Consider the following 20477-nt stretch of genomic DNA (forward strand, 5'->3'; position numbering starts at 1 on the left):
ACCCTACGGCATCGTCAATGCGTGGTGCGCAGCTCGCGCTCGCGCTGGATCACTTCGGTGGCAAGCCGCAAGTAGGCTTCGCTACCGACGCATTTGAGATCGTAGACCAGCACCGGCTTGCCGTAGGACGGCGCTTCCGAGATGCGCACGTTGCGTGGGATCATGGTCTTGTAGACCTTCTCGCCCATGAACTGGCGGACGTCGGCGACGACCTGGTTCGACAGGTTGTTGCGCGAGTCGAACATGGTCAGCACGATGCCGTGAATCGACAGGTTCGGATTGAGCGTCGAGCGCACCTGCTCGACCGTCTGCAGCAATTGCGACAGACCTTCGAGCGCGAAGAACTCGCACTGCAACGGCACCAGGATCGCGTCCGACGCGGCCATCGCATTCACCGTGAGCAAGTTGAGCGAGGGCGGGCAGTCGATCAGCACGTAGGTGTAGTCGGCGTCCGGCGAGACGTTGTTGTTGAGCGAGCCGATTGCATCACGCAGCTTGAAGGCGCGGCCGGGCGTGTGGCCGAGCTCGAGCTCGAGGCCGGAGAGGTCCATGGTCGAGGGCGCGATGTACAGCCGGGGCACGGCCGTTGCAACCACCGCTTCGCGCAAATTGGCTTCGCCGACGAGCACGTCGTAGGTCGAGCAGGAGCGGTTGCGGCGATCGATGCCGAGGCCGGTCGAGGCGTTGCCCTGCGGATCGAGATCGACGATCAGGACGCGTTCGCCAATCGCCGCGAGCGCCGTGCCGAGATTGATCGCTGTGGTTGTTTTTCCCACGCCGCCCTTCTGATTCGCGAGCGCCAGGATGCGCGGGTGGCCCTGCGGGACCATGTCGGTCTGTTCTTGCTGCGGTTCGTCAATGATGGTCATCGAAATTCCCCACTCAACCCCTGGACGCCTCAGCCGCGCCGTTCGACGGACGTCAGCTCCACGATCCAACCGTCACCTGTACGGCTTTGATGGAGCTGAGGCTGAATATTCCAATATTTAGCGGCTTCGGTCAATTCAGCCTCTACATCTTGACCCTTGAGAAATAGCGCCTTTGCGCCGTTGCGCATCAGCGGCTCCGCAAAGCCGATGAGTTGATGTAGCGGAGCCAGCGCGCGGGCGGTGACGCAATCGACGGGGCCAGTGATTCTATCCACATTATCCCCGATCTCAGCGAGATGTACGACTCCCGGCGAGGCCGTGATTCGAATTGCTTCGCGCAGGAACGCCGCTTTCTTGGCGATTCGCTCGACGAGGTGGACGCTCGCCCCCGCCGTCCCGGCCAGGGCGCAGGCCAGGACGACACCGGGAAAGCCGCCACCGCTGCCGAGGTCTGCCCAGCGTTTGGCCGACGGTGCAAGGCTCACCAACTGAAGCGAATCGGCGATGTGCCGGGTCCAGAGATGCGGCAGGGTCGAGGGCGCGACCAGATTGGTCTTGGCCTGCCACTCTCGGAGCAGCGTGATGTAGCGATCGAGCCGGTCTTCCGTTTCACGTGAAACGGGTGCGAGCTTCAGCGCCGCGGCTTTGTCGGCGGCGAGGGCCGAGTCCAGCGACTTGTCGCTCGCGTTCGCCCTATCGATTTTATGGCCGGTCGGAGCTGGTCCGGATCGCTGACCGGCGCCCTCGCCTGCTTCTGGTCGCCGTGGTGAAGATCTGCCGCCCGCCGGCCCGCGCTGTTTCACGTGAAACGCCTATGCGATTGCTTTCGAGGACTTGCGCGCCTCGCGCCGGAGATAGGCCGCGAGAATGCCCAGCGCCGCTGGCGTCATCCCGTCGATGCGGCCAGCCTGACCGACGGTGAATGGCCGGGCCTTCTCAAGCTTGGCGCGTACCTCATTGGAAAGACCCGGCACGAGTTGGTAGTCGACCTCGGACAGCACCAGCCCTTCGTCTCGCCGGAAGGCTTCGACGTCGGCGCTCTGGCGTTCCAGATAGACGTCGTACTTGGCGTCGATCTCGAGATGGGTGGCGATGACGGGATCGACGGCCGCCAGCTCCGGCCAGATTGCGCGGACTTGGCTCCAGCCGACTTCCGGATACGCCATCAGCTCGAAGGCCGAACGGCGCTGGCCGTCCCTGTTCAAGGACAGCCCGTGCTTGATCGCTTCGTTCGGGGTGATTGTCAGGGACTTCGACAGCGTCCGTGCGGCATTCAAGGCGTCCATCTTGGCGCGATGATGCTGGGTCCGGGCATTCCCGACACATCCCAGGGCGATCCCCTTCTCGGTCAGGCGCTGGTCGGCATTGTCCGCCCGCAGCGTCAGCCGGTACTCGGCGCGCGAGGTGAACATCCGATAGGGTTCATTGATCCCGCGGGTGACGAGGTCGTCGATCATCACGCCGAGATAGCCGTCCGCCCGGTCGAACACTGTCAGCGCGGCGCTGCTGGCGGCCAGCGCAGCGTTCACCCCAGCCACGATACCCTGGCCGGCAGCTTCCTCATATCCCGTGGTGCCGTTGATCTGGCCGGCCAGGAATAAGCCACGGACCCGCTTGGTCTGGAGGGTCGGATCCAGCTCGCGCGGATCAATGTGGTCGTATTCGATGGCATAGCCGGGCCGGACCATCTTCACCCGCTCCAGGCCGGGAATACTGGCCAGGATCGCGAGCTGAACCTCCTCCGGCAGCGAGGTCGAGATGCCGTTGGGATAGACCGTGCTGTCGTCGAGCCCCTCCGGCTCCAGGAAGATCTGGTGACCATCGCGGTCGCCGAACCTGACGATCTTGTCCTCGATCGAGGGACAATAGCGCGGTCCGGTGCTCTTGATCTGACCGGAGTACATCGGCGAGCGATGGACATTGGCCCGGATCACCTCATGGGTCGCAAACGTGGTCCGGGTGATCCCGCACTGGATCTGCGGGGTCGTGATCCGCTCCGTCAGCACCGAGAACGGCTCAGGCGGCTCGTCCCCCGGCTGCATTTCGACCGCGGACCAGTCGATTGTCGTGCCGTCCAGGCGTGGCGGCGTCCCGGTCTTCAATCGTCCGAGGGTGAAGCCGGCGCGCTCAAAAGAGTTCGACAGACCCATCGCTGGGGCCTCTCCGACCCGCCCGGCCGGCCAGTTCTTCTCACCGAGATGGATCAGACCGCGCAGGAAGGTGCCGGTTGTGATGACGATGGCCCCTGCCCGGAAGGTCCGGCCATCGGCGAGCCGAAGCCCGGTCACTCGGCCATCGCCCATGATCAGCTCGTCGGCCTCGCCCTCAATAACCGAAAGACCTTCAGTCTCCTGGATCGCGGACTGCATGGCCGCGGCATAGAGCTTCCGGTCAGCCTGGGCGCGCGGACCACGGACAGCGGGACCCTTCCGGCGATTGAGGACCCGGAACTGGATCCCGCCAGCATCGGCCACTCGCCCCATCAGACCGTCAAGGGCATCGACCTCGCGGACCAAATGGCCCTTGCCGAGACCGCCGATGGCGGGATTACAGGACATCGCGCCGACGGTCGAAAACCGATGCGTGACCAGAGCGGTCGCCGCACCCATACGAGCTGCCGCAGCCGCGGCTTCACAGCCGGCATGGCCGCCGCCAATCACGATGACGTCGAAGCTCTCTCGCTCTGTTCGCATGGGCGGACTTCTAACTCAGGGAGCAAAAAGCCGGAAGTGGAAACTCGGTGCGCCGGTTGTTTCACGTGAAACAGGGGCACACCGGCGCCTCGCATTTTTCACAAAACAACCCCATGCACAGTAGGGCGTCGTCCTGACGAACGTGTTTCACGTGAAACACCATGGGCCTGCGCTTCGACTGTTTCACGTGAAACACGAAGCAGTGGAACAAGCGATAGTTCTACAATGAAGAACTAGCGCTACTTTCCGATACAGAATTTCTGGAAGATGGCCCCGAGGACGTCCTCAACGTCGACCCGGCCCAACAGGCGACCCAGCGCGTAAGCCGCGGCGCGGAGTTCTTCGGCTACCAATTCTTCACCATGTTTGGCAAAATCCAGACTGCGTTGCAAGCAGTCCGCCGCCTGCCGCAACAAGTCGCGTTGACGCGCCCGAGTGACCAGCGCGCCCTCGCCGGTTCCGAAAAACTCGGCGGCGAATCCGACGAGCACTTCGATCAGCTCGGCCAGACCGTCGCCGTGTCGCGCCGATATCGCAAACACCCTGTCCGCCGTGGCCTCCGCGGCCGAAGCCTCCTGGCCAAGATCGATCTTGTTGCGCACTATCCAGACCGGCGTGCTTCCGGCCGGCCGCGCATCCACATCCGCGCCAGGGCCGGTCAGCCACAGCACAAGATCCGCATCGGCCGCGCGGGCCCTCGCCCGACGCACACCCTCCTGCTCGACCGGATCTTCGGTCTCGCGAATGCCAGCAGTGTCGATCACCGTGACCGGATAGCCGTCGAGGTCGAGCTGCACCTCGATGATGTCGCGCGTGGTGCCGGCGTGCGGCGAGACGATCGCGACCTCTCGCCGCGCGAGCTGATTGATCAGCGTCGACTTGCCGACATTCGGCGGACCGGCGATGGCGACCACGAGGCCCTCGCGCAGACGTTCAGCATGTCCCTGTGCCGCAAGCACTTTTGTGATTTCGCCATGCAGCGCACCGATCGCCTTGAGCGCTGGCGCCATCAATTCCGCTGGCACATCACCTTCATCAGAGAAGTCGATCGCGGCCTCGATCAGCGCGGAAGCCTCGATGATGCGCTCGCGCCAGTCGCGTGCCCGGTCACCGAGCAGACCCTGCAACTGCCGCAATGCCTGTCGTCGCTGCCGGTCGGTATCGGCATGGATGAGATCGTCCAGGCCCTCGGCCTCGGTGAGATCGAGCTTGCCGTTCTCGAAGGAGCGCCGGGTGAACTCGCCGGGCTCGGCCGCCCGTGTATTCGGAATCGCGGAAATAGCCGTGAAGACGGCCGACAGCACCGCGCGTCCGCCATGGACGTGAAATTCGGCGACGTCCTCGCCGGTCGCACTCGCCGGACCCGGAAACCAGAGCACGACCGCATCGTCGATCGGCTGGCCTTCCGCGTTACGCAGCAGCCTGCGACTCGCCAGCCTAGGTAACGGCAGCTTGCCCGCGAGCGCCGTCAACACCTGGCCAGCCTGCGATCCCGAGACGCGCACTACGGCGATGGCACCCGGCGGCCGGCCCGACGACAATGCAAAGATGGTCTGATCTCGCGGATGCATGGCCTATTTGTCCGGCTGACGACGAAAAGGCAAACCCGCTTTGATCGCAACTTGGCTCTGTTCGCTGCCGCGTTTCCCAAAAGCAAATACTTTATGCTGCGACGCAATATAAACCGCGGTGATTTTGCTGCAAAAGTTCCACCTGCTCGATCTTCCGACAAACCGAAACGCAAATAATATCTAATTATTTCAATATCTTATATGGACGATTCCCAAGATTTGCGGAACCCGCCATGCTGCACTTGACCGCAGCAAAGCCGCACAAAAGAAAAGGGCGCCCAAAGGCGCCCCTTTCGATTTCTGACCGCCTGCAGTGGCTCAGGTGTTCATCGAATCGAAGAACTCGGCGTTGCTCTTGGTCGAGCGCAGCTTGTCGAGCAGGAAGTCGATCGCATCCATCGTGCCCATCGGGTTCAGGATGCGGCGGAGCACGTACATCTTCTTCAGCACCTGCGGATCGGTGATGAGCTCCTCCTTGCGGGTGCCGGAGCGCGAAATGTCGATCGCCGGGAATGTGCGCTTGTCCGAGACCTTGCGGTCGAGGATCAGTTCGGAGTTACCGGTGCCCTTGAACTCTTCGAAGATGACTTCGTCCATGCGGCTGCCGGTATCGACCAGCGCGGTCGCGATGATGGTCAGCGAGCCGCCCTCCTCGATGTTACGGGCGGCACCGAAGAAGCGCTTCGGCCGCTGCAGCGCGTTGGCGTCAACACCGCCGGTGAGCACCTTGCCGGATGACGGCACCACGGTGTTGTAGGCGCGGCCCAAACGCGTGATCGAGTCCAGCAGGATCACGACGTCGCGGCCGTGCTCGACCAGGCGTTTTGCTTTTTCAATCACCATCTCGGCGACCTGGACGTGACGCACGGCCGGCTCGTCGAAGGTCGATGACACGACCTCGCCCTTCACCGAGCGCTGCATGTCCGTGACTTCTTCCGGACGCTCGTCGATCAGCAGCACGATCAGATAGCAATCCGGGTGATTCGCGGTGATCGAGTGCGCGATGTTCTGCATCAGCACGGTTTTACCGGTGCGTGGCGGCGCGACGATCAGCGCGCGCTGGCCCTTGCCGATCGGCGCGACGATGTCGATCACGCGCGCGGACAGGTCTTTTCGCGTGGGATCGTCGATCTCCATGCGGAAGCGCTGATTCGGGAACAGCGGCGTGAGGTTGTCGAAATTGACCTTGTGCTTGGCCTTTTCCGGATCCTCGAAGTTCAGCGTGTTGACCTTGAGCAGCGCGAAGTAGCGTTCGCCTTCCTTCGGGCTGCGGATGTGGCCCTCGATGGTGTCGCCGGTGCGCAGGCCGAAACGGCGGATCTGCGAGGGCGAAACGTAGATGTCGTCAGGGCCGGGTAGATAGTTGGCGTCCGGCGAGCGCAGGAAGCCGAAGCCGTCGGAGAGCACCTCGACGACGCCCTCGCCGACGATGTCGGTTTCGGCCAGCGAGAGCTGCTTGAGGATGGCGAACAGCAGCTCCTGCTTGCGCATGGTGCTGGCGTTCTCGACCCCGTTCTCTTCCGCGAACGAGACGAGCTCGGCCGGGGTCTTGGACTTGAGGTCTTGGAGTTTAATTTCCCGCATTGGGGTGGTCCTGTAGGGTAAACCTTGGAAGGGGGGTGCGAGGAGGCTCAGAAATGCGGACGAGCAGGAGCAGGTAAGGTCCGCAGGTCTAGCAAGGTGAGTGCCGGGGGGCTTCAAACCTGATGCGGTGTCCGGCCTTCAAAAGCTCGGACACAACCACATCCGCCTGCGTTGGGTGGGATTTCAATAATATAGAAAATCACTTCCCACTCCGCAAGCTGAAGCGCTGAGCGCTCAACAACGATCGCTGCCTAGAACGGCTTCACGATCACCATGATCACGATGAAAATCATCAGAACGGTCGGTACCTCGTTGATAATCCGATAGAATTTCTGGGAACGCGGGCGCCGGTCGGCGGCGAAGTCCTTCAGCCAGCGTGAAAAAAAGCCGTGAACCGCGGACAGCACCAACACCAGTGCCAGTTTTACGTGCAACCAGCCGAAGGTGAACCAATGGCCGGACCACGCCAGATAGAGCCCGGCGAGCCAGGTGACGATCATGGCGGGGTTGATGATCGCCTTGAGCAGCCGGCGCTCCATCACCTTGAAGGTTTCCGACTGCTTCGAGCCGATCTCGGCCTCACAGTGATAGACGAACAGTCGCGGCAGGTAGAGCATGCCCGCCATCCAGGAGATGACGGCGATCACGTGCAGCGCCTTGATCCAGAGATAGAGATCTTCAAACATTTCCAGCGTCCGAATTTGCGCCCAGCGTTCCGATCGCTGGGGATAGTAAGAACTCGTTAAGTTCTTCCAGCGCACACATATCCGTCCGTAGCGCTCCCCTCAAATCTAGAATCTTAGATTCTTAAAGGTTTGAGTCTTAGTGACCGTGGATTGGACTCACGCAACACCATCCGCCGCTTCACGGGCGCTTGTTCACATCCATCAACATATCCTGCGCGGGACCGGCCGATCCGGATAAGCCGTCCACGATCAAGGACTTGCGCTAGCGTGTCGGCAGCTTATCAAGGGGCTTGTCCGCGCAATCCCGCTTCACGGTCATGCAGGCGTCCAACTTGTTCTTTCGGGCACTGGTGTGAAGAAACTTGGCCGTTGTCCCGCCCCTGGTGTCGCACATCCCTTTCCGAGGGGTTAAGCTCCACAGAAATCCACAAATCGCCCCATCGAAATTCAAAGAGTTTCTGTGCCGACCTCGAACAATTATTTCCATCTGCACCTCGTCTCCGACTCCACCGGTGAAACGCTGATCACCGTGGCACGCGCGGTCGCGGCCCAATACGCCAATGTGACGCCGGTCGAGCATGTCTATCCGCTGGTGCGCAGCCAGAAGCAGCTCGACCGCGTGCTCGACGAGATCGAGGAAGCGCCCGGAATCGTGCTGTTCACGCTGCTCGAGAAAGATCTGGTCTCGCGGCTCGAGAACAAGTGCAAAGAGATCAACGTTCCGAGCCTGTCGATCATCGGCCCGGTGATGCAGCTGTTCGAAGCTTACCTCGGTGCTGCGACCACCGGCCGCGTCGGCGCCCAGCACGTGCTCAACGCCGAATATTTCAAGCGCATCGACGCGCTGAACTACACCATGATGCATGACGACGGTCAGCACGTCGAAGGTCTTGAGGAGGCCGACGTCGTCCTGGTCGGCGTGTCCCGCACCTCGAAGACGCCGACGTCGATCTATCTCGCCAATCGCGGCATTCGCACCGCCAACGTGCCGCTGGTGCCGGGCATCCCGGTGCCGGATCAGTTGGGAACGCTGACACGGCCGCTCGTCGTCAGCCTGCATGCGACACCGGAACGATTGATCCAGGTGCGCCAGAACCGCCTGCTGTCCATGGGCGCCAATTCCGGCAGTGACACCTACACCGACCGGCAGGCGGTCGCCGACGAAGTCGCGTTCGCCCGCAAGCTCAGCGCGAAACACGATTGGCCGCTGCTCGATGTCACGCGGCGGTCGATCGAGGAAACCGCCGCGGCGATCATGAAGCTCTACTCCGACCGGCAACGCAACCGGCCTTCGGAATAGGTTTTCGGCCATGGCTCTCTGGCGCGGCGAATCTCCCTTGATCCTGGCGTCGCAAAGCAGCGCGCGCAAAATGCTGCTGGCCAATGCCGGGCTGGATTTTCAGGCGATTGTGGCCGACATCGACGAGCGCGGCGTGCAGGCGGCGTCGAGCCTTGCAAATCCGCGCGAGATCGCGTTGCTGCTCGCGCGCGAAAAGGCCAAGACGGTCTCGGTGAATCATCCGGGCGCCTATGTGATCGGGGCCGATCAGACGCTGGCGCTGGGCGAGCGTCTCTTCAACAAGCCCGTAGGCCGTGCCCAGGCCAGGGCGCAACTGCGCGATCTCGCCGGCCTTAGCCATGAGCTGAATTCCGCCTTGGCCGTGGCTCATGATGGGCAGATTGTCTTCGAACATGTGTCGGTCGCGCACATGACCATGCGGCAGATGAGCGAGGCCGAGCTCACGGCCTATCTGGACGCGGCCGGCGAGGCCGTCACCTCCAGCGTCGGCGCCTATCAGCTCGAAGGCCTGGGGATCCATCTGTTCGAGCGGATCGAGGGCGACCATTTCACCATTCTCGGCCTGCCGCTCCTGCCTCTGCTTGCGTTCCTGCGGCGCGAACGGCTAGTTGCGGTGTGAATGGCAGAGATGGTTTTGGGCTGATGCGGATCCTCGGACTGACCGGCTCGATCGGGATGGGAAAATCCACCACCGCGAAATTGTTCGCGGAGGCTGGCGTTCCCGTCTACGACGCCGATGCCGCCGTCCATCAATTATATGAGGGCGAGGCGGCGCCGGCGATCGAGGCGGCCTTCCCCGGCACCACGGCGGGCGGCAAGGTCGACCGGACCAAACTGTCCGCGCGTGTGGTGCACGATCCCGCCGCCATCAAGCAGCTCGAGCAGATCGTTCACCCAATGCTCGGTGTCTCCCGGCAGAAATTCTTTGCCGATGCGGAGGCCGCCAAGGCGCCGGTCGTGGTGTTGGACATTCCGCTGCTGTTCGAAACCGGCGGCGAGAAAAGGGTCGATGCCGTGGTCGTGGTGTCGACCTCGCCGGAACTTCAGCGCGAGCGCGTGCTCGCCCGCGGCACGATGGACGAGGCCAAGCTCGACGCCATCATCGCCAAGCAGACGCCCGACGCCGAGAAGCGCAAGCGTGCTGATTTCATCGTGGATACGTCCCACGGACTTGAGCCGGTGCGCGCCCAGATCAGGGACATTCTGGCCGAGGTCGTTAAGATGCCCCAGCGGCGAAGCTGATTCGCCGTTTCAATCGGCCTCTCAGATCTCTTGAATTATGCGCGAAATCGTCCTCGACACTGAAACCACCGGCCTCGATCCCCTCCGTGGCGATCGCCTGGTCGAAGTCGGCTGCGTCGAGATCTTCAACCGCATGCCGACGGGCCAGACATTCCACCGCTATATCAATCCCGAAAGGGATATGCCGGCGGAGGCCTTCGCGGTGCACGGACTGTCGGGCGAATTTCTCGCGACCAAGCCGCTGTTTCACGAGGTCGTCGACGAGTTTCTGGAATTCATCGGCGATGCGCCGCTGGTGATCCACAACGCCTCGTTCGACATCAGCTTCATCAATGCCGAACTCGACCGGATCAAGCGCGTGGCGATTCCACGCGACCGGCTGGTGGATACGCTTCTGCTGGCGCGGCGCAAGCATCCCGGCGTGTCCAACCGGCTCGACGATCTCTGCTCGCGCTATGCGATCGACAATTCCCACCGCACCAAGCACGGCGCGTTGCTAGACGCCGAGCTGCTCGCCGAAGTCTATGTCGATCTGATCGGGGCGCGGCAGTCGCAGCTTATCCTGGCCTCGGAGAACGAGGAGATTCGCGTCAGTGCGGCCGGCGAAGCGCCACGGCGGCAGCGGCCGACGCCGCTTGCAGCACGGATTTCCGACGCCGAGCGCGAGGCCCACCGGACCTTCATTGCCACGCTCGGCGACATGGCGATCTGGAACGAGTTCCTGCCTGCTCCAGCTGCCGGTCCGGCTGGTTAGGCCTGACCACTCTGAGCGGCCATCTGCCGCTCCATGTTCTGGCGGTAGAGGCCGACGAAGTCGACCGGATCCAGCATCAGGGGCGGGAACCCACCGTCGCGTACCGCCGTGGCGATGATCTCGCGGGCGAACGGGAACAGCAGGCGCGGGCACTCGATCATCACCAGCGGATGCAGGTTTTCCTGCGGCACGTTGACGATCCGGAACACGCCGGCATAGGCGAGCTCGAAGGAGAACATCACCTTGCCCGCGGTCTCGGCCTTGCCCTCGACCGACAGCGTCACCTCGAATTCCTGTTCGCTGAGGTTATTGGCGGTGACGTTGATCTGGATGTTGATCTGCGGGGGCTGGCTCTGCTGCTGGAGCGAGCCCGGGGCGTTCGGATTTTCGAACGAGAGGTCCTTGGTGTACTGCGCCAGCACGTTGAGCTGGGGAGCCTGGGCCGCCTCGGGAGGGGTGCCGTTGCCGTTCGTCATGAAAATCTCTCCTTACCCGAATGGGCTGAATTTCGCGGCGGTTGGCTAACATAGGCCCGCCTCGTTCCACAAGGACGAACGGCCCCGGATGGGGTATCCGGGACGCCGTCCATAAGTGTGACGTCCGGCCCGCCCCACCTGCGAAATCGCGCCTTAAACAATTGAAGATGCGCGATTTCCGGGCAGGATCGGGTTTCCCCTTAAGCATAAAACGCGCTACAATCGGCGCTGTGCCAAAAGGCGCCATTGGCCGGGCAAGATTTCGTGCCTACATCCAATGAGCCCGACGTCGGCCGCTGAGAGCCGGACCTAAAATGGCGATGAAGTCTTGCCGTTCCAGCATGGAACGGTCTACTGGCCGGAGCGATTTTCCCGGCGAACACCTCTCTCGAAGACCAGACCAGAAAGCGAATACGACGTGGATATCTACACCATCATCTTCCTAGCGCTGGCGGTCTTTATCTTCCTGCGGCTCCGCAGTGTGCTGGGGCAGCGGACAGGCAACGAGCGGCCGCCGTTCGACCGCACCGCGCGCAATGCGCTCCAGGGTGCCCAGGACAAGAACGTCGTGACCATGCCGGGCAAGGTGATCGACCAGGCCCCGCTGGCGCCGACCGCCGAACCGGCCCCGCCGTCCGACCGCTGGAAAGGTCTGACCGAACCCGGCACTGCGCTGGCGCAAGGTCTCGATGCCATCGTCGAGAAGGACTCCGCGTTCGATCCCCGGCATTTCCTGTCCGGCGCGCGCGGCGCCTACGAGATGATCGTGCTGGCCTTTGCCAATGGCGACCGCCGCGCGCTGCGCGACCTGTTGTCGTCGGAGGTCTATGAGAGCTTCGATGCCGCGATCAAGGAGCGCGAGAAGAACGAGCAGAAGACCGAGACGCGCTTCGTCTCGATCGACAAGGCCGAGCTCGTCGGCGCGGAGCTTCGCGACCGCACCGCGCAGCTTACCGTACGCTTCGTCTCGCAGATGATTTCGGTCACCCGCGACAAGGCCGGCAACATCGTCGATGGCAACGCCGACAAGGTCGCCGACATCACCGATATCTGGACGTTTGCCCGCGATACCACCTCTCGCGATCCGAACTGGAAGCTGGTTGGCACCGGAAGCGCGAATTAAGGCTTTCCTGAAGAATAGCGCGACGGCGCTTTGCGCAGGTGTCGTCGCGCTATCGTCGTTTTCGCTGGGCGCCGAAGCGGCGCGGCGTCACTACCGCAGTCATCACCACCATCTTCCTGAAGCGGCCGCATTACCGGTGCGGGCCTTGCCCTACCCGCAGCTTCCCCTGCCGTTCGAAATCCCCGGCGCACAATATCTGCCGCTGGCCTGGGCTGATGTGAAGGGTTGGAACGAGGACGATCATCTCGCAGCCTACAAGACCTTCCGCGCCAGCTGCCGCTCGATCAATGCGCAAAATGGCACGGTCGAATCCAAAGGCGAATTCAAGGCGCTCGGTGCCTCGCTGAGCGAACCCTGCCGGGCCGCCAAATCGCTCGAGCTCACCGACGACGCCAAAGCGAGGGCCTTCTTCGAGAGCAATTTCTCGCCGCTGCGCATCTCGCGCCTCGGCGAGCCCGACGGTTTTGTCACCGGCTATTACGAGCCGGTGCTGGAGGGCTCCCGCACACAGACAGACGTCTACAACGTCCCGGTCTATCGCCGCCCCTCCAACCTGTTCGTGCGCGGCTACAAGCAGGATTCAGTCAGCTTGCCCAACAAGGGACCGGTCTACCGCAAGATCGGGCGCCGCAAGCTGGTGCCCTATTACGACCGCGGCGAGATCGAGGACGGCAAGATCGCCGGCCGCGGGCTCGAGATCGCCTGGCTGAAGGATCCGACCGATCTCCTGTTCGCGCAAATTCAGGGCTCGGCGCGGATCAAGTTCGACGACGGCGGAACCGTCCGCCTCAACTACGACGCCTATAACGGCTATCCCTACACGGCCGTCGGTCGCATCCTGATCGAGCGCGGCATCATCCCGAAGGAGGAGATGTCGATGCAGAGGATCCGGGAGTGGATGACGCAAAACCCCGATGGCGCGAAGGAGCTGCGCCGCCAAAATCGCGCCTACATCTTTTTCCGCGAGGTCAACCTCTCCGACAAGGACGAGGCGGTCGGCGCGCAAGGCATTCCGCTCACGGCCGGCCGCTCGATCGCGGTCGACAAATCGCTCCACGTCTACGGCACGCCGTTCTTCATCGAAGGCGAACTGCCGATCGATTCCGAACGGTCCAAGACCCCGTTCCATCGTCTGATGATCGCGCAGGACACCGGCTCGGCCATCATTGGACCGGCGCGCGCCGATCTCTATTTCGGCGCAGGGCAGGAGGCCGGCCGCGTCTCGGGACGGCTGCGCCACAGCATGCATTTCGTGATGCTGGTGCCGAAGAGCCTCGATCCGATCGCGCGCGGGGCGAGGCTGCCGGTGCCGGATCCGCGGCCGTCGGCCAAGATCGCAAAGCTGTTTCCGCAAACCGATCCCGCGAAGGACCCGAAGAGCGCGCCGATCGCGGCGAAACCTGCTGACTCAGGGAAAGCTGGCGCCGCCTCACCTGCCGTGCCACAAGCCAAGGACGCCACCGTCGCGGTGGCGAGCCCGGTGCCGTTGCCGGAGCCGCGCCCCAACATCAAGCCCGCCCGCGAGCCGCGCCGTCAGGTGAACCGTCGTTCCAACCGGCAATGAAGCGATCGTCCCGTCCGCCCGTGCTGGAGCCTCGTCCCTCGCCGCGCCGCCGCGCGCTCAGCGAGGAGGAGCGCGAGTTGTGGGACCAGGTCGCAAAACAGATCAAACCGCTGAGGAAGCATCGCCCGGTGAAGGCGCATCCAACACCGCGCCCCGAGCCATCGCCCTCAGCATCCGCTCCCAGACCCGCGTCCTCGGCCAGGCCCGTTGCCGCTGCGCCGTCGCCACGTGTTGCAAAACCGGCCATGCCGCCGCTGGCGCCGCTCAGCAAGCGCGAGCGGACAAAATTGTCGCGCGGGCGCAGCGAGATCGAGGCCCGGCTCGACCTGCATGGCATGACCCAGACGCGCGCCCATCGCGCCCTGTCGGGCTTCCTGCAGCGGGCCCATCATGATGGCCTGACTTTCGTGCTCGTCATCACCGGCAAGGGCCGGAGCGGCGGCGAAAGCGGCGTGCTGCGCCGCCAGGTGCCGGAATGGCTCAGCCTGCCGGAATTCCGCGCCTTCGTCGTCGGCTTCGAGGAGGCGCATGTCGGCCATGGCGGTGAGGGCGCGCTCTACGTTCGAATACGTCGCGCCAGATTCTAGATCTGCCGCACGATCCCCACGCGCGTGACGAGCGCCGCGATCACGAGACGGCGGTGAATGTCGTCTCGCCCAGAATTACAAAATGAACCGGCTCAGATCGGCGTTCTTGGCGAGATCGCCGATGTGCTTCTGCACGTAGTCCGCATCGAGTCGGATGGTGTCGCCATTGCGGTCGGGCGCGGTGAAGGAGATCTCGTCCAGCACCCGCTCCATAACGGTCTGGAGCCGTCGCGCGCCGATGTTCTCGACCGTCGAATTGACGGCCACTGCGATGTCGGCGAGCGCATCGATGGCGTCATCGGTGATGTCGAGCGCGACGCCCTCCGTCTGCAGCAGCGCGACATATTGCTTGATCAGCGAGGCCTCGGGCTCGGTGAGAATGCGCCGCATGTCGTCACGGCTGAGCGCCTGCAATTCGACGCGGATCGGCAAGCGGCCCTGCAATTCCGGCAAGAGGTCGGAGGGCTTTGCGACGTGGAAGGCGCCCGAGGCGATGAACAGGATGTGGTCGGTCTTCACCGCGCCGTGCTTGGTCGAGACCGTGGTTCCTTCGATCAGCGGCAGCAGATCGCGTTGCACACCCTCGCGCGAGACATCGCCGCCGACGCGGCCCTCGCGCGCGCAGATCTTGTCGATCTCGTCCAGGAACACGATGCCGTTGTTCTCGACCGCGCTGATCGCCTCCAGCGTCAACTGATCGTTGTCCAGTAGCTTGTCGGATTCCTCGTTGACGAGAATCTCGTGCGAGCCCTCTACCGTCAGGCGCCGCGTCTTGCTGCGGCCGCCCAGCTTGCCGAAGATATCGCCGATCGAGATCGCGCCCATCTGCGCGCCCGGCATGCCCGGGATCTCGAACATCGGAAAGCCGCTGCCGGAAGACTGCGTCTCGATCTCGATTTCCTTGTCGTTGAGCTCGCCGGCGCGCAGCTTCTTGCGAAAAGACTCCCGCGTCGCGGCGCTGGAATTGGCGCCGACCAGGGCGTCGAGCACGCGCTCCTCGGCAGCGAGCTGTGCGCGCGCCTGCACGTCCTTGCGCTTGCGCTCGCGCACCTGGGAGATCGCGACCTCGACGAGATCGCGCACGATCTGCTCGACGTCGCGGCCGACATAGCCGACCTCGGTGAACTTCGTCGCCTCAACTTTAAGGAACGGCGCGTTCGCAAGTTTGGCGAGGCGGCGCGCGATCTCGGTCTTGCCGACGCCGGTCGGGCCGATCATCAAAATGTTCTTCGGCAGCACCTCTTCGCGCAAGGAGCCCTGGAGCTGCTGGCGGCGCCAGCGGTTCCGGAGCGCGATGGAGACGGCGCGCTTGGCGTCGGATTGGCCGACGATGAAACGGTCGAGTTCGGAAACGATTTCGCGGGGGGAGAAGTCTGTCATGGGTCTTAGCTAGGGTTAGAAGCAGGCCGGGACAAGCCGCTTTTTTGTGTCAGATGATCGGCGGGCCCGACTGCCATTGTTTCACGGCGTCGATCGGATGGATCAGCATCAGGATGTTCAGCGTCAGATTGTCGCGAATATGCAGCGCCATCATGACCTCGAAGGCGAGCCCGATCACGATAGTGGCCGAGACCGGCAGAGTACGTGCCGCGAGGAAACCCAGTACCATGAACAGCGTGTCCGAGATCGAATTGACGATGCTGTCGCCGTAATAATCCAGCGAGATCGTGCCGGCGCGATAGCGCTCGATGATGAACGGCGAATTCTCGACGATCTCCCAGGCGCCTTCGATCAGCATGGCGATGATCAGCCGCGCCGGCCAGGACAGTCGCAGGAACGGCAGGCGCGAGAACAGGAGCCAGGTCAGTCCATAGAACAGGAAGCCGTGAAGGATGTGCGAGAAACTGTACCAGTCGGCGATGTGCTGGGAATTCTCCGAACTGTTCACCACGCCATGCCAGAGCTTGACGTAGCCGCAGGTGCAGATCGGCACCCGCCCCATCGCGAACAGGATCGAGGCCTGCAGCGCCAGCAGCAACAGCGCGATGCCGACCCATGCAATCGGTGGAAACGCAGCCTTGCTCCTGCCGGTGTATGTCAGCGTCACGGCTCGCGCACCATCAAGAGGGCTGCTCCGTCGGGCGTCTCGACCACGCGGTCGCCGATGAACCCCGCCTTCTCATAAGCGCGCACGGCACGCAGATTGAGCGGGTCGGGATCGGTCACGACGCGCGGCAGGCCGTGCCGCAGCTCGGCATCGACGAACTGGCGGATAAAGGCCGAGCCATGGCCGCGCGCGATCATGTCGCTCTCGCCGATGAACTGGTCGATGCCACGCGTGCCCTCCGGTTGCGACCCGAAGCCTGTATTCCAGGCGGTCAAGCCGTAGCACTGAAGATAGCCGAAGGGCCGGTTGCCGGCCAACAGATGAACTGGTCCATCGCGGGCTCATCGAGGTCGCTGCTCACGAGCGAAAACTGCTGGTCCGGATCGCCCCACCATTCCCGCACATGCGCCGCGCCGAGCCATCGCCGGACCAGCGGCAGGTCGGCCGCGGTCATCGGGCGGAAGGCGTAGGAATGGCCCATCTAGCTACCCGATCGGTGCTGCGCTCCCTCTCCCGCTTGCGGGGGAGGGTTGGGGTGGGGATGCCTCCGCAATCGACACTCCCAATGTGGAGCTAGCCCCCACCCGGCGCTTCGCGCCGACCTCCCCCGCAAGCGGGAGAGGTTGCAGCGCGCGGATCGGGCGTTCCCAGCAAATGACACTTTGCCTAGCCGGCCGGCAGGCTTTCGATGGTCAGGTTGCGGTTGGTGTAGACGCAGATCTCGGCGGCGATATCCAGCGAGCGGCGAACGATGGTCTCGGCATCCTTGTCGGTGTCGAGCAGCGCACGCGCCGCGGCCAGCGCGTAATTGCCGCCCGAGCCGATCGCCATCACGCCAGCCTCCGGCTCCAGCACATCGCCGGTGCCGGTCAGGACGAGGGAGACATCCTTGTCGGCCACGATCATCATGGCCTCCAGCCGCCTTAGGTAACGGTCGGTGCGCCAGTCCTTGGCGAGCTCGACCGCGGCCCGGGTCAATTGCCCCGGATATTGCTCGAGCTTGCTCTCCAGCCGCTCGAACAGGGTGAAGGCGTCGGCCGTGGCGCCGGCGAAGCCACCGATGACGTCGCCCTTGCCGAGCTTGCGGACCTTTTTGGCGTTGGACTTGATGACGGTCTGGCCGATCGAGACCTGGCCGTCGCCGCCGACCACCACCTTGCCGCCCTTGCGGACCGTCAAAATCGTGGTGCCGTGCCAGACCGGCAGGCTGTTCCGGGAATCCTGCATGAAATACCTCGTTGTCCGGCCTGATTTAGGGGGTCGGAGGCGGGTGTACAACGGGCCGCTCCGGTCCCAAATTTCGCTCACCATAGACGCAAGTGCCGCCCTGCCAGGGCGATCCCGCAGTAGCGAAGGCGTCATTTGGCTGTTAAAAGACCGCCGTTTTCCGGCTTAGGTGGACCAATGCGCACCGCGACGATCAAGCGCAAGACCAAAGAGACCGACATCGAGGTGACCGTGAACCTCGATGGCTCCGGCGCGTCCAACATTGCGACCGGTATCGGCTTTTTCGACCATATGCTCGATCTCCTCGCCCGCCATTCCCGCATCGACCTGACGGTCAAGGCGGTGGGCGACCTGCACATTGATCATCATCATACCACCGAGGACACCGGCATCGCGCTGGGCCAGGCGGTCAAGCAGGCGCTCGGCAACATGGCCGGCATCACCCGCTATGCCGACGTCCACCTGCCCATGGACGAGACGCTGTCGCGCGTCGTCATCGACATTTCGGGACGGCCGGTCCTGGTGTTCAGGGTCGACTTCTCCCGCGACAAGATCGGCGAGTTCGACACCGAGCTCGTGCGCGAATGGTTTCATGCCTTCGCCATGAACGCCGGCGTGACTCTCCACGTCGAGACCCTATATGGCGAGAACAGCCACCATATCGCCGAATCCTGCTTCAAGGGTCTGGCGCGGGCGCTACGGGCGGCGGTCGCGATCGATCCGCGGGCGGCGGGCGAGGTGCCCTCGACCAAGGGCACGCTCGGCGGCTGACCTCTTCGTCCGGCGGCGCCAAGGCGGTGCTGGCGGCTTCTATTCAATCCTCGAGAACGGGGCATCCCAAATGCCTGTGTACACAGTTCATGCTCCCACCCCCGGCGGGGCCGACCTGCGCGCGACCGACAAGTTCGCGTTCGTGCGTGACGGCTTCCATTTCTGGGCGATGGTGTTCGGCCCGCTCTGGCTGCTCTGGCACAGGCTCTGGCTGGCGCTGATCGGCTGGCTGATCTTTGCTGCCGCGTTCTATGCCGGGCTGTCCAGCCTTGGGCTCGGACGCACCTCGATCTTCTTTGCCGAAATCGTCGTTGCTCTTCTGATGGGCCTCGAGGCCTCGAGCCTGCGCCGCTGGACGCTGTCGCGCGGCAATTGGCGTCAGCTCGACGTCGTCGTCGCCGACGACAGGGACACCGCCGAGCGGCGCTTCTTCGAGCGCTGGAGCCAGAAGCAGCGCGGCATCGTCAACGATCAATGGGCCGTCGATCGCGGTGGCCCGCCGCCGACCCGCAACGTGCCGGGTCAGCAATTCTCCAACCCGCCGCCGCTGCCGGCCGGCGGCATCATCGGATTGTTTCCAGAACCGGGAGGGTCAAGATGAGCGTAGCCATCATCGATTACGGTTCCGGCAATCTGCATTCAGCCGCCAAGGCGTTCGAGCGCGCCGCGCGGAGCCTGGAGAATCCGCAAAAGGTCTTCGTCACCAGCGATCCGGATCAGGCTTATGGCGCCGATCGCCTGGTGCTGCCGGGTGTCGGTGCCTTCGCCGATTGCCGGCGCGGGCTCGATGCCGTCAACGGCATGGTCGAGGCGATCACCGAAGCGGTCAGGGTCAAGGCGCGGCCGATGTTCGGCATCTGCGTCGGCATGCAGCTCTTCGCCACCCGCGGCAAGGAGCACGTCATCACCGAGGGGCTGAACTGGATCGCCGGTGATGTCGAGAAGATCACGCCGCGCGACGAGAGCCTGAAGATCCCGCACATGGGCTGGAACACGCTCGATGTGCTGCGTGAGCATCCGGTGCTGAACAAGCTGCCGCTCGGTCCCAAGGGCCAGCATGCCTATTTCGTGCACTCCTACCACCTCAATCCGGCCAATGAGGCGGACGTGCTCGCGCGCGCCGACTACGGCGGGCCGGTGACCGCGATCGTCGCCAAGGACACCGCGGTCGGCACGCAATTTCACCCCGAGAAGAGCCAGCGTTTTGGCCTCGCCCTGATCTCGAACTTTTTGCGATGGAAGCCGTGATTCTCTTTCCTGCCATCGACCTCAAGAACGGCCAATGCGTGCGCCTCGAGCAAGGCGACATGGCGCGCGCGACCGTGTTCAACCTCGATCCCGCGGCGCAGGCACAGAGCTTTGTCGCGCAGGGTTTTGAATATCTCCACGTCGTCGATCTCGACGGCGCCTTTGCCGGCAAGCCGGTGAACGCGCAGGCCGTCGAGGCGATGCTGAAGACGATCAAGATTCCGGTCCAGCTCGGCGGCGGCATTCGCGATCTCTCGACCGTCGAAGCCTGGCTCGACAAGGGCATCACCCGCGTCATCATCGGCACCGCCGCCGTGCGCGATCCGGAGCTGGTGAAGGCTGCCGCGAAGAAATTCCCCGGCCGCGTCGCGGTCGGGCTCGATGCCCGCGACGGCAAGGTCGCGGTCGAAGGCTGGGCTGAGACCTCGCAGGTGACCGTGCTGGAGATCGCGCAGCGTTTCGAAGATGCCGGCGTTGCCGCCATCATCTTCACCGACATCGCGCGCGACGGCCTGCTCAAAGGGCTGAACCTGGACGCGACCATTGCGCTCGCCGAGGCCATCTCCATCCCCGTGATCGCCTCCGGCGGCCTCGCCTCGATCGAGGACGTCAAGGCGATGCTGACGCCACGGGCATCGAGGCTCGCCGGTGCGATCGCCGGCCGTGCGCTTTACGACGGCAGGCTCGATCCCGCTGCGGCCCTCACCTTGATCCGCAACGCGCGCCCTGCTTAGG

General features: G+C 63.6%; 21 protein-coding genes and 1 pseudogene. 11 read left to right on the forward strand and 11 right to left on the reverse strand.

Annotation, left to right across the window (positions count from 1 at the left end; genetic code table 11):
- Positions 1-14 precede the first annotated feature (14 nt).
- From K289_RS0124885 to hemJ, 6 genes are all read right to left on the reverse strand, one after another.
- The gene (locus K289_RS0124885; protein ID WP_027554037.1) at positions 15-869 is read right to left on the reverse strand and encodes a ParA family protein; all 855 of its coding nucleotides are present in this window, start codon (positions 867-869) and stop codon (positions 15-17) included.
- Between the two features lie 29 nt (positions 870-898).
- Entirely contained in the window at positions 899-1570 is a 672-nt protein-coding gene (gene rsmG / locus K289_RS0124890; protein WP_371260849.1) for a 16S rRNA (guanine(527)-N(7))-methyltransferase RsmG, read from the reverse strand.
- 111 nt (positions 1571-1681) lie between these two features.
- Positions 1682-3562: a tRNA uridine-5-carboxymethylaminomethyl(34) synthesis enzyme MnmG gene (gene mnmG / locus K289_RS0124895; RefSeq protein WP_027554039.1), complete on the reverse strand. Its 1881-nt coding sequence runs from the start codon at positions 3560-3562 to the stop codon at positions 1682-1684.
- 239 nt (positions 3563-3801) lie between these two features.
- Positions 3802-5133, reverse strand: a complete 1332-nt coding sequence (gene mnmE, locus K289_RS0124900) for a tRNA uridine-5-carboxymethylaminomethyl(34) synthesis GTPase MnmE (protein WP_027554040.1) — start codon at positions 5131-5133, stop codon at positions 3802-3804.
- A 318-nt stretch (positions 5134-5451) separates the two neighbouring features.
- Positions 5452-6717, reverse strand: a complete 1266-nt coding sequence (rho, locus tag K289_RS0124905) for a transcription termination factor Rho (protein WP_027525104.1) — start codon at positions 6715-6717, stop codon at positions 5452-5454.
- A gap of 251 nt (positions 6718-6968) precedes the next feature.
- On the reverse strand, positions 6969-7403 hold the full coding sequence (gene hemJ / locus K289_RS0124910; protein WP_027554041.1) for a protoporphyrinogen oxidase HemJ: 435 nt from the start codon (positions 7401-7403) through the stop codon (positions 6969-6971).
- Between the two features lie 460 nt (positions 7404-7863).
- Here hemJ and K289_RS0124920 point away from each other — a divergent pair, with 460 nt between their 5' ends.
- From K289_RS0124920 to dnaQ, 4 genes are read left to right on the forward strand one after another with little or no spacing between them, the layout of a single operon-like run.
- Positions 7864-8703 (forward strand): pyruvate, water dikinase regulatory protein, encoded by an 840-nt coding sequence (locus K289_RS0124920; RefSeq protein WP_027554042.1) that lies wholly within the window; start codon positions 7864-7866, stop codon positions 8701-8703.
- A 10-nt stretch (positions 8704-8713) separates the two neighbouring features.
- A complete protein-coding gene (locus K289_RS0124925) occupies positions 8714-9322 on the forward strand; it encodes a Maf family nucleotide pyrophosphatase (RefSeq protein WP_027554043.1) in 609 nt (202 codons plus the stop codon).
- Between the two features lie 23 nt (positions 9323-9345).
- Positions 9346-9945: a dephospho-CoA kinase gene (coaE, locus tag K289_RS0124930; RefSeq protein WP_027554044.1), complete on the forward strand. Its 600-nt coding sequence runs from the start codon at positions 9346-9348 to the stop codon at positions 9943-9945.
- A gap of 37 nt (positions 9946-9982) precedes the next feature.
- Positions 9983-10699, forward strand: coding sequence for a DNA polymerase III subunit epsilon (gene dnaQ / locus K289_RS0124935; protein ID WP_027554045.1), 717 nt, complete (start codon positions 9983-9985; stop codon positions 10697-10699).
- Here dnaQ and secB read toward each other — a convergent pair.
- Complete coding sequence (gene secB / locus K289_RS0124940) at positions 10696-11175, reverse strand: protein-export chaperone SecB (protein WP_027554046.1); 480 nt, start codon at positions 11173-11175, stop codon at positions 10696-10698. The two genes, dnaQ and secB, sit on opposite strands and share 4 nt — an antisense overlap.
- A gap of 418 nt (positions 11176-11593) precedes the next feature.
- On the opposite strand from secB, the gene K289_RS0124945 reads away from it, so the two are divergent.
- From K289_RS0124945 to K289_RS0124955, 3 genes are read left to right on the forward strand one after another with little or no spacing between them, the layout of a single operon-like run.
- Positions 11594-12298, forward strand: a complete 705-nt coding sequence (locus K289_RS0124945) for a Tim44/TimA family putative adaptor protein (RefSeq protein WP_027554047.1) — start codon at positions 11594-11596, stop codon at positions 12296-12298.
- On the forward strand, positions 12276-13862 hold the full coding sequence (locus tag K289_RS0124950) for a murein transglycosylase A (protein WP_027554048.1): 1587 nt from the start codon (positions 12276-12278) through the stop codon (positions 13860-13862). The genes K289_RS0124945 and K289_RS0124950 overlap by 23 nt, the downstream gene beginning before the upstream one ends.
- The gene (locus tag K289_RS0124955; protein ID WP_027554049.1) at positions 13859-14449 is read left to right on the forward strand and encodes a Smr/MutS family protein; all 591 of its coding nucleotides are present in this window, start codon (positions 13859-13861) and stop codon (positions 14447-14449) included. The genes K289_RS0124950 and K289_RS0124955 overlap by 4 nt, the downstream gene beginning before the upstream one ends.
- Before the next feature lie 75 nt (positions 14450-14524).
- On the opposite strand, the gene hslU is transcribed toward K289_RS0124955, so the two are convergent.
- The 4 genes and pseudogenes from hslU to hslV all read right to left on the reverse strand — a co-directional run bounded on the left by hslU (position 14525) and on the right by hslV (position 17723).
- Positions 14525-15829, reverse strand: coding sequence for an ATP-dependent protease ATPase subunit HslU (gene hslU, locus K289_RS0124960; RefSeq protein ID WP_027554050.1), 1305 nt, complete (start codon positions 15827-15829; stop codon positions 14525-14527).
- 49 nt (positions 15830-15878) lie between these two features.
- Positions 15879-16496, reverse strand: coding sequence for a DUF2585 domain-containing protein (locus K289_RS0124965; protein ID WP_027554051.1), 618 nt, complete (start codon positions 16494-16496; stop codon positions 15879-15881).
- Positions 16493-16977, reverse strand: a pseudogene (locus K289_RS44985) (GNAT family N-acetyltransferase). Before K289_RS44985 ends, K289_RS0124965 begins: the two are co-directional and overlap by 4 nt.
- Positions 16978-17162: 185 nt before the next feature.
- On the reverse strand, positions 17163-17723 hold the full coding sequence (gene hslV / locus K289_RS0124975) for an ATP-dependent protease subunit HslV (RefSeq protein WP_027554052.1): 561 nt from the start codon (positions 17721-17723) through the stop codon (positions 17163-17165).
- 177 nt (positions 17724-17900) lie between these two features.
- On the opposite strand from hslV, the gene hisB reads away from it, so the two are divergent.
- The 4 genes from hisB (at position 17901) to hisA (ending at position 20476) form a co-directional block, all read left to right on the forward strand.
- The gene (gene hisB, locus K289_RS0124980; RefSeq protein WP_027554053.1) at positions 17901-18494 is read left to right on the forward strand and encodes an imidazoleglycerol-phosphate dehydratase HisB; all 594 of its coding nucleotides are present in this window, start codon (positions 17901-17903) and stop codon (positions 18492-18494) included.
- Between the two features lie 70 nt (positions 18495-18564).
- On the forward strand, positions 18565-19095 hold the full coding sequence (locus K289_RS0124985) for a DUF2628 domain-containing protein (protein ID WP_027554054.1): 531 nt from the start codon (positions 18565-18567) through the stop codon (positions 19093-19095).
- Positions 19092-19742: an imidazole glycerol phosphate synthase subunit HisH gene (gene hisH, locus K289_RS0124990; RefSeq protein ID WP_027554055.1), complete on the forward strand. Its 651-nt coding sequence runs from the start codon at positions 19092-19094 to the stop codon at positions 19740-19742. The genes K289_RS0124985 and hisH overlap by 4 nt, the downstream gene beginning before the upstream one ends.
- Complete coding sequence (hisA, locus tag K289_RS0124995; RefSeq protein WP_027554056.1) at positions 19739-20476, forward strand: 1-(5-phosphoribosyl)-5-[(5-phosphoribosylamino)methylideneamino]imidazole-4-carboxamide isomerase; 738 nt, start codon at positions 19739-19741, stop codon at positions 20474-20476. Before hisH ends, hisA begins: the two co-directional genes overlap by 4 nt.
- Position 20477 lies beyond the last annotated feature (1 nt).

Origin of the sequence: Bradyrhizobium sp. Cp5.3, assembly GCF_000426265.1 — a bacterium.
GTDB lineage: Bacteria > Pseudomonadota > Alphaproteobacteria > Rhizobiales > Xanthobacteraceae > Bradyrhizobium > Bradyrhizobium neotropicale.

Coding starts and splice junctions, on each gene's coding strand:
- K289_RS0124925 (WP_027554043.1), top strand. CDS start 8,714: ATGGCTCTCTGGCGCGGCGAATCTCCCTTGATCCTGGCGTCGCAAAGC.
- mnmG (WP_027554039.1), bottom strand. CDS start 3,562: ATGCGAACAGAGCGAGAGAGCTTCGACGTCATCGTGATTGGCGGCGGC.
- hisB (WP_027554053.1), top strand. CDS start 17,901: ATGCGCACCGCGACGATCAAGCGCAAGACCAAAGAGACCGACATCGAG.
- hemJ (WP_027554041.1), bottom strand. CDS start 7,403: ATGTTTGAAGATCTCTATCTCTGGATCAAGGCGCTGCACGTGATCGCC.
- coaE (WP_027554044.1), top strand. CDS start 9,346: ATGCGGATCCTCGGACTGACCGGCTCGATCGGGATGGGAAAATCCACC.
- rho (WP_027525104.1), bottom strand. CDS start 6,717: ATGCGGGAAATTAAACTCCAAGACCTCAAGTCCAAGACCCCGGCCGAG.
- secB (WP_027554046.1), bottom strand. CDS start 11,175: ATGACGAACGGCAACGGCACCCCTCCCGAGGCGGCCCAGGCTCCCCAG.
- hslV (WP_027554052.1), bottom strand. CDS start 17,723: ATGCAGGATTCCCGGAACAGCCTGCCGGTCTGGCACGGCACCACGATT.
- K289_RS0124885 (WP_027554037.1), bottom strand. CDS start 869: ATGACCATCATTGACGAACCGCAGCAAGAACAGACCGACATGGTCCCG.
- K289_RS0124985 (WP_027554054.1), top strand. CDS start 18,565: ATGCCTGTGTACACAGTTCATGCTCCCACCCCCGGCGGGGCCGACCTG.
- hisH (WP_027554055.1), top strand. CDS start 19,092: ATGAGCGTAGCCATCATCGATTACGGTTCCGGCAATCTGCATTCAGCC.
- K289_RS0124955 (WP_027554049.1), top strand. CDS start 13,859: ATGAAGCGATCGTCCCGTCCGCCCGTGCTGGAGCCTCGTCCCTCGCCG.
- dnaQ (WP_027554045.1), top strand. CDS start 9,983: ATGCGCGAAATCGTCCTCGACACTGAAACCACCGGCCTCGATCCCCTC.
- mnmE (WP_027554040.1), bottom strand. CDS start 5,133: ATGCATCCGCGAGATCAGACCATCTTTGCATTGTCGTCGGGCCGGCCG.
- hslU (WP_027554050.1), bottom strand. CDS start 15,829: ATGACAGACTTCTCCCCCCGCGAAATCGTTTCCGAACTCGACCGTTTC.